Genomic DNA, 454 nt, shown 5'->3' on the forward strand with positions numbered 1-454 from the left:
GGAAGACGGCACCCCGGTCGACATCATTCTCAACCCGCTGGGCGTTCCCGGCCGGATGAACGTCGGCCAGGTGCTGGAGACACACCTCGGGTGGATCGCGGCGCAGGGCTGGGACATCAGCGGGGTGCGGGAGGAGTGGGCCGAGCGCCTGCGTGACAAGGACATGGACAGGGTCGAGCCCTGGACCAACGTCGCCACCCCGGTCTTCGACGGCGCCGGAGAACAGGAGATCATCGGTCTTCTGGGCAGCACACTCGTCGACCGCGACGGCGACCGGATGGTGATGCCCAGTGGCAAGGCGCGGCTGTTCGACGGCCGCTCCGGCGAGCCGTTCCCGCACCCGATCGCGGTGGGCTACATCTACATCCTGAAGCTGCTGCACCTGGTCGACGACAAGATACACGCTCGGTCGACCGGCCCGTACTCGATGATCACCCAGCAGCCGCTGGGTGGC

1 pseudogene is annotated in these 454 nt (G+C 67.6%); it reads left to right on the forward strand.

Annotation, left to right across the window (positions count from 1 at the left end):
* Positions 1-454 (forward strand): annotated as a pseudogene (locus AAH991_RS40275) (DNA-directed RNA polymerase subunit beta); the annotation flags it as partial.

Origin of the sequence: Microbispora sp. ZYX-F-249 (genome assembly GCF_039649665.1) — a bacterium.
Taxonomy (GTDB): Bacteria; Actinomycetota; Actinomycetes; order Streptosporangiales; family Streptosporangiaceae; genus Microbispora; species Microbispora maris.